The organism is Gordonia sp. (in: high G+C Gram-positive bacteria) (genome assembly GCF_012515855.1).
Lineage (GTDB): Bacteria > Actinomycetota > Actinomycetes > Mycobacteriales > Mycobacteriaceae > Gordonia.
This window is the reverse complement of sequence record NZ_JAAYXO010000023.1, coordinates 1-7,907: the sequence shown is the minus strand read 5'-3', so window position 1 is coordinate 7,907 and position 7,907 is coordinate 1. Positions and strand designations below refer to the sequence as shown.

5 protein-coding genes are annotated in these 7,907 nt (G+C 69.3%); 2 read left to right on the top strand and 3 right to left on the bottom strand.

What is annotated here, in order from left to right:
- Positions 1-908: Glu/Leu/Phe/Val dehydrogenase dimerization domain-containing protein (locus GX543_RS01555; RefSeq protein WP_290849363.1), on the bottom strand; the 908-nt coding region annotated here is incomplete at its 3' end.
- A 109-nt stretch (positions 909-1,017) separates the two neighbouring features.
- The gene (locus GX543_RS01550; protein WP_290849361.1) at positions 1,018-4,482 is read right to left on the bottom strand and encodes an indolepyruvate ferredoxin oxidoreductase family protein; all 3,465 of its coding nucleotides are present in this window, start codon (positions 4,480-4,482) and stop codon (positions 1,018-1,020) included.
- 152 nt (positions 4,483-4,634) lie between these two features.
- Between GX543_RS01550 and GX543_RS01545 the strand changes: the two genes are divergently transcribed.
- Together GX543_RS01545 and GX543_RS01540 are read left to right on the top strand one after the other, a co-directional pair.
- Entirely contained in the window at positions 4,635-5,150 is a 516-nt protein-coding gene (locus GX543_RS01545) for an Lrp/AsnC family transcriptional regulator (RefSeq protein ID WP_290849360.1), read from the top strand.
- A 4-nt stretch (positions 5,151-5,154) separates the two neighbouring features.
- The gene (locus GX543_RS01540; protein WP_290849359.1) at positions 5,155-6,111 is read left to right on the top strand and encodes an alpha/beta hydrolase; all 957 of its coding nucleotides are present in this window, start codon (positions 5,155-5,157) and stop codon (positions 6,109-6,111) included.
- Positions 6,112-6,196: 85 nt separating this feature from the next.
- On the opposite strand, the gene GX543_RS01535 is transcribed toward GX543_RS01540, so the two are convergent.
- A partial coding sequence (locus GX543_RS01535) for a hypothetical protein (protein WP_366929045.1) occupies positions 6,197-7,907 on the bottom strand: 1,711 nt, incomplete at its 5' end.

The following is a 7,907-nucleotide window of genomic DNA, read 5'->3' as shown; positions in this document are numbered from 1 at the left end:
TTGGTCGTCAGCTGCTCGACGGTCCAGTCCTGCTGCTCACTGAACGCCTGGATCACGCCGCCGGCGTTGGCGATGTAGTCCGGGACCCAGACGATCCCGCGGTCGCCGAGGAGCTGTTCGACATCAGGGGTCACGAGCTGGTTGTTGGCGGCGCCGCAGATGATCGCGGCGGTGGTCTCGCCCGCGAGGCGGTCGGTGACGGTGCCGCCCATGGCGCAGGGCGCGTAGACGTCGAGCTGTGCTGCGCGGACGTCGTCGACGATCGTCGCCTGCGGGAAGCGGGTGGCGAAGGCCTCGCGCGCCGGCGCGTACGGATCGGCGGCGAGCACCTTCGCGCCTGCGGCCAGCAGCTTCTCGGTCAGCTGGGTGCCGACCTTGCCAACGCCTTCGACTCCCACGGTGCGTCCGGTCAGGTCGGCCGATCCCCACACCCGTTCGGCGGCCGCGAGCAGCGAGCTGAAGACGCCGAGCGCGGTCATCGGTGCGGTGTCGCCGCAGCCGCCGTTGGCGACGGTCTTCGACGCGACGTGCCGGGTGCCCTCGCCGATCAGATCCATGTCGTCGGAGGTGGTGCCGACGTCGCCCGCGGTGATGTATCGGCCGCCGAGGGTGTCGACGAATCGACCGTAGGCACGCAGCAGTTCCGGCGTCTTGTCGATGGCCGGGTCGCCGATGATGACCGCCTTGCCGCCGCCGAGGTCGAGGCCTGCGGCCGCGGACTTGAAGGTCATGCCGCGCGAGAGTCGGAGCACGTCGCCGACCGCATCGGCTTCGGCCGCGTAGGGGTAGAAGCGAGTGCCGCCGAGTGCCGGACCCAGCGCGGTGTTGTGGATCGCGATGATCGCGCGCAGGCCGGTGGCCGCATCGCGGCAGAACACCACCTGCTCGTGCGGTGGATCGATCGTCATGTCCGGGTGGGAGAAGACGCTGGTGAGGTCGGCGGCGTGCGTGTCGGCGATGGTCATGGTGATCCCTTCGAGTGGTGAGTGGTGTAGTCGGGCCGGCGTGGTGTGGCGATCAGCGGATGGGGGAGGTGTCGATGCCCAGCTCGCCGAGGCGAGCGCGGTAGCGATCGACGTTGCGGAGCTTGACGTCCTCGTAGCCGACCACCAGTTCGGGGGCGCGGGCCACCTCGACCGCGGCGGCGTACGAGTCGTCGGTCAGATCAGCGAGCAGCGCGTCGACCAGGCCGCGGTAGTGGTCGAGGAGTCGGCGCTCCACCTTGCGGACTTCGGCGCGACCGAACGGGTCGAGCTTGGTGCCGCGCAGGAACCTGCCCTTGGCGAGGACCCGGAGGGCGACGTGCGAGCGCGGTCCGAAGCCGATCTTCTTCTCGCGGCCCAGGGCACGCAGGACCGGCGGGTGCAGCTGGTAGGTGAGGTCGGATGCGCCGGGGACTTCGGCGGCCACCGAGGCCACGAAGGCCTTGTCGGTGAGCATGCGGGCCACCTCGTACTCGTCCTTGTACGCGGTGAGGCGGTGCAGACTCGTGGCGACCGCCGCCGACAGGTCGGTGCGCTCGGTGAGGGCGCGCTCGCGCACCCACACCGACTCCACCTCGCGGAGGTAGCCCGCGGCGGCACGACGGCCGGAGTGCGCCACCAGTTGGGCTGCCCGCCGCTCCACCAGGTCACGGACCTCGCCGCTCAGCGGAGTACCGACGAACAGGTCGGTCGGGACCTGCGTGTCGCTGCGATTGGCGACCGTCGCGGCAGCAGTGGCGGCGGCGAACGCCGCGGGATCGGCGACGGCGACGCGTCCCCAGCGGAAGGCTTCCTGGTTGGCGGCGACGGCGACGCCGTTCACTGCGATCGCCTCCTCGATCGATGCGGCTGGGATCGGCAGTGCGCCCTCCTGGTAGGCGGCGCCCACCAGGAGGAAGTTGGCGGTCGCGGTGTGGCCGAAGATCGCGTCGGCCGCCTCGGCGGCGTCGAACGAGACCACCCGGCGGGCGCGGGCTCCGACGCGATCGAGAAGGCTCGAATCCGCCGGGTAGGCCACGTTGCGGTCGTAGACCATCTCGCCGGTCGCGGTGCGACTGGTGGAGGCCACGGTGACGGTGCGCTCCGGGTCGCCCACCCCGACGTGCTTGGCGTCGGCGGCGGTCAACAGGTCGAAGGCCAGGACGCAGTCGGCGGACGACGGGCTGACCCGGTTGGACGCCGACGGCGCCTCCGCGCCGAGCCGCAGGTGCGAGGTCACCGGGCCGGCCTTCTGGCTCAGGCCGGTCTGATCCAGTCCCTCCACGTGCAGTCCGGCGCGCAGCGCGGCGGTGCCGAGCACCTGGTTCACGGTGACGATGCCGGTGCCGCCGATGCCCGCGAGGAAAATGTTGTGCGTGCCGGTGAGGGCGGCGGTCTCGGGAGCGGGGACCTCGGGAGCGTGCGGTGCCTCCTTCTTGGGCAGCGCCGCGCCCTCCTCGGGGAGTTCGACGGTCACGAAGGCCGGGCAGTCGCCGTCCATGCAGGTGTAATCGGTGTTGCAGCTGGTCTGGTCGATGCGGGTCTTGCGGCCGAACTCGGTCTCGACCGGCTGCACCGACAGGCAGTTCGACTTCACGCCGCAGTCGCCACAGCCCTCGCACGCCGCTTCGTTGATGATGACGCGGGTGCGACGGGTCGGCAGGGTGCCGCGCTTGCGCTTGCGGCGAGCCTCGGCGGCGCACTGCTGGTCGTAGATCAGCACGGTGACGCCTTCGACGTCGCGCAGCAGGCGCTGAGCCTCGTCGAGGCGGTCGCGATCCCACAGCAGCACGCCGTCGGCCAGTGAGCCCTTCGGGTGGCGGCCGGGATCCTCGGCGCAGACGATGATCTTGGCGACGCCCTCGGACGTCAACTTGTGCGTCAACTGCGGCACGGTCAGGCCGCCTTCGGCGTCCTGGGCGCCGGTCATGGCGACCGCGGCGTTGAACAGGATCTTGTAGGTGATGTTGACCCCGGCCGCCACGCACGCCTGCACGGCGAGCTGGCCGGAATGGAAGTAGGTGCCGTCGCCGACGTTCTGGAAGATGTGCTCGACGTCGGTGTAGGGCGCCTGGCCGATCCACTGCGCGCCCTCGCCGCCCATCTGGGTGAGCCCGGTGACCTGGGAGTCGGTGCGGGAGGACATGGTCACCAAGGTGTGGCAGCCGATGCCGCCGCCCGCCAGCGAGCCGTCGGGAACGGCGGTGGAGCGGTTGTGCGGGCACCCCGAGCAGAAGTACGCGGTGCGCTTGGTGTCGAGGAGGGTCAGCGTCGGCGGAGGCGGCTTCGGGATGTTGACGGTCACGCGGCCGTCGAGCACGCGGCGCAGCGGGGCCAGCAGGCGCGCAGCGGTCAACTCGCCGTCGGACGGAATCAGCGGCCGACGGCGGTCGTCGCGCTTGCCGAGGACACGCGGTGCGTCGGTGCTGCCGTAGAGGATGTCGATCACCTGCGATTCGACGAACGACATCTTGTCCTCCACCACGAAGACGGTGTCGACGCCGTCGGCCAGCGCGCGGACCTGCTGCTCGCCGAGCGGGTAGGGCATGCCGACGCGCAGGATCCGGATGCCCGCGCGGACGAGGTCGTCCTCGTGCAGGCCGAGTTCGGACAGCGCCTGGCGGACCGAGTCGTACGCGGTGCCGACGGCGACGATGCCCAGCCAGGCGTCGGCGGGGTCGACCTCGATGCGGTCGATGTGGTTGGCGGCGGTCATCGCCTGGACCATCTCCCAGCGCGGGCCGTAGAGGTCGGCCTCGGCGAGCACGCTGTCGGGCGGTGCGGCCATCACCCGCTGCCGATAGGTCCATGGGCGGCCTTCCCACTCGAGGTCGGGGACCTCGATGTGGAAGGCGGTGAAGTCGCGGTTCAGCGTCCACAGGCCGTCGCAGACGTCGGCCACCAGCTTCATCGCGGGCCAGGTGCCGGAGGCGCGGGACAGTTCGATGCCGAACATGCCGAATGCGATGACCTCCTCGGCGTTGCGCGGAAACAGCACCGGCATCGAGAGCGCGGCCAGTGAGCGCTCGCTGGCGGCGGGGACGGTGGACGACTTCGCGGCAGGATCGTCGCCGACCAGAGCGATGGCGCCGCCCTTCGGATGCGCGCCGTACATGGCGGCGTGGCGGAAGGCGTCGCTGGCGCGGTCGAGTCCGGGGCCCTTGCCGTACCAGACGCCGACCACGCCGTCGTGGGTCCGCGTGCCTTTCGGGAGCTCCTGCTGGCTGCCCCAGACCGAGGTGGCGCCGAGTTCCTCGTTGAGTCCGGGGACGAAGGTGATGGCGTGGGCGTCGAGGTCGGGGACCTCGCCGAAGACCTTGTCGACGGCGGCCAGCGGGCTGCCCTGATAACCCGAGACGAAGGAGGCGACGTTGCGACCGACCCGCCGTTCGCGGGAGTGATTCTCGATCAGCATGCGCGCGATGGCCTGAACGCCGGTGAGGAGGACGGGGCCGGAGTTGGGGCGGTACTTGTCGGTCAGGTCGAAATCCTGCGCCTGCGGGTCGGCAACGGAGGTCATGTGGTCCACCAATCGCTTCGGTCGGCTATGTGAGGCCGATCACCTGTTGATGGTTAAATGGTCGACATGCGGTGCAAGGTGGTCAATTGATAAGTCTGCAACTGATCACTCTGATCAGTAAGTGATGAAGATCTCTCGGAGAGGTGGCAGAAATGCTCAGCATCGACGAACTCGACGTCGAACTTTTGAGACTGCTCGAGGGCGATGCCCGGCAGGGGATCGCGGGCTTGGCGACCGCATTGGGCATCTCCCGGAACACGGTGCAGTCGCGGATCCGCCGACTCGAGGAGGGCGGTTTGATCGCCGGCTACCGTCCGCAGGTCGACGTGACGAAGGCCGGCCTGGTGGTCCAGGCCTTCCTGGCGCTCGAGACCGAGCAGGGGAGTCTCACCACGATCGCCGAGGCGGTCACCAGGATTCCGCAGGTCCTCGAGGTGCACACGGTGACCGGTCGCGAGGACCTGCTGGTCCGCGTCGCAACCGCCACCCAGCCGGAGCTGCTGACGCTGATCGAGCAGATCGTCCGTTTCGCAGGTGTCATCCACTCCACCACCTGGCTCACCCTCACCAACCCGTTGCCGCACCGCACCGTGCCCGCGCTCGCGGAGGTCGCGAAGGGCACCGGGTGGGGGCGGTCGACGGCCCCCGGCGCCGGTGGAGGACGATGACCGGATGTCGGTGATCCATCACGATTCTCGGGACCTGCGGTCCTTCATCCTCTTCTGGTTCTGCCGGATATTCGTCAAGACGCTATTGCGCATCGTGCCGATCTCCGAGGGCGTGCTGAGGCGACTGTCGGCGCTCGATCGCTGGGCCAGTCGCGACACCCGGCCGGTGCCCGGCGTCTCCGTTGAGCGCACCACCGTGGCCGGGGTCCCGGCCGACGCGATCACGCCGCATCGGCTCGATCACCCGCGGGTGGCGGTGCTGTACATGCACGGCGGCGCTTTCATCGCGTGCGGACTCGGCACCCACCGACAGATCGCCTCCGCCGTGGCGCGCGAGCTGGGTGCGCCCCTGGTCAACATCGACTACCGGCAGTCTCCGCAGGTGGGCGTCGGCACCGCGGTCCACGATGCCTACGCGGTGTACCGAGAGCTGCGACGATCGGGCGACTACGACGCGATCGTCGTCGCGGGCGACTCCGCGGGCGGGTACCTCGCCGCCAAGGTGATCGAGTACGCCGCGCGCGACGGCGTCGCCGGGCCCGACGCGTACATCGGCTTCTCTCCGCTGCTGAACCTGTCGCCCGACGCGCAACGGTCCAGCCGTCACGACGCGCTGCTGCCGGTGACGCGGCTGGAGGAACTGCGGCCGTACTACGAGCGCGGGCCCGAGCCGCTCGACGGGAATCTCGACACCACCGGCACCGATGTGGCCGTCGCCTTCCCGCCGACCGTGGTGATCGTCGCCGAGGGCGAGGCCCTGCAGAAGGACGCGCGCGACCTCCGGGCGTCGCTGAATCGCGTCGGGGTCGACAACGAGCTCCACATTTACGCCGGACAGATCCACGCTTTTCCCGCGGCGGTCATCGGATCGCCGCAGGCGAAGGATGCGATCACGCTGAGCGCGGCCTTCGTGCGCAACGCGCTGGTCGAATCTGACCGCGAGGATGCCGCTTCAGCCTGATACTCGGCAGTGCTGACAGGAACGTCCCCGTCACAACTCGCCGAGGGCTATTTGCCCTCGGCGGCCGATGACGGGGACGTTCCGGTCAGTTGCGACGCATCTTCACCATCTTCTTGTCGAGGGTGAAGACGGTCATCTCCTTCGTCGACGCGGTCATGATGATGTTCTGCATCCGACCGTTCGGGATCAGGGCGGACACCGCCTTGGCCAGCGCGGGCGACGCGGCGATGCGGGCCTTGTCCTCGTCGTCGACGCGGAGGAAGCCCTGGTAGAGCCGCGGCGTCGCGGTGAGGCCCATCGGCGTCCACCCGGGACGCGGTGTCGGCGCGATGTACGCGGTCAGATCGACGCACGATCCGCCTGCGCAGACGGTGTACGGCTGGACGTCGGTGGCGTAGTCGAACTCGCGTGTCGAGATGGTCCAGCCGTCCTCGTCCCGTCCGGAGTAGTGGACGTCGCTGACCGGCGACAGCGTCAGCGACGTGGTGTCGCCCGCGCGGTTGTCGAGCAGTGCGGACGACAGCTTCGCCTTCGCCACCGGGGTGAATCGCCAGCTGGTCTTCGGATCGACCGGCTTGTGCCAGTAGCCGACCTTGCCGTTCTGCCTGCCCTCCACGCGCAGCTCCCGATGGGCCGAGCGGTGCCCGGTCTGGTGGATGCTGATGGTGGAGGTGATCTCTCCGGGGATCTTCGGCTGCTTGAGCCACTGGGGAGGCGGCAGCTGGAACTTGGCGAACTCCGTGGGGAAGATGTCGCGGAGGAAGGGGTACTGGGCGAAGAAGCCCTCGAAGTTGTTCGGTGCGCCCTTCAGGTCGCCCTGATCCTCCGGGGTGTACGAGAAGAAGAGGGTGTCGGCGCCGGACATGTCGAAGTCCCAGAGTCGGGTGTACATGTCGCCGTACTTGTTGATCAACAGGGTGGTCGAGCCGGCGGTCGAGAGGTTGGTCGCCTGGAAGCGGCCGTCCACCGGGCCCTGCATCTCGTAGCTGTAGTCGGCGGCGTGGCGCTTGCTCGACGGCTTCAACGGATCGCCGCCGGGCAGCCACGGGTCGAGGATGTAGATCCGATCGCCCCGCTGCGAGAGGGTGTAGACACTGGTGACGCCCGCGCCGCCGACCGGCTGTTCATGGCCAGCGCCGTCGGTCCAGAAGCCCTGCTGCTTCAACGGCAGCACGGAGGTGTACATCGGGTCGAGCCACGAGAAGCTCCAGGCCCGCATGTCGGGGGTCACCTTGGCGCCGCCGGGGTTCATCCAGATCGGCGAGCCGAATCGCGAGGTCCACCACCAGAGTTCAGGTGTCTGATCGGCTGATTCGAGAGTGAACACGCGCCCGCCGTTCGCGAGGACCACCAGGCGGCTGCCGTCGACCGAGAGTCCGGTGATGCGGTCCCGAATGCACTGCGGGATGGGCGCGATCCGCCAGTCGCCGTTGCCGCGACTGGACTTGACGTACAGATTGCGATTCCAGATGGCGTACTGCCACACCGAGTTGAAGCCCGCCCGCTCGGTGCGGAGGTGGATCCGCGCGGGCAGTCCCCGTTGGACGGCCGACGATGCGCGCGGCATCGTCAGCAGACCGATCCCCCGATTGGGCGCGTGCATCGGAACCGGCCACGTCCCTGCGCGGCCCGGGAAGGTGAGCCACGCGCAGCTCAGCGGCGCCGGGAGGATGCCGATGGGCAGGCGCTCATCGGCGGAGGCGACGGTCGGCTGGCCGATCGTGAACACCGACGCGATCATCGCCGCGACGACTCCGAGAACGATGCGCTTGGTGAGTCGCCCGATGCGAGGGGCC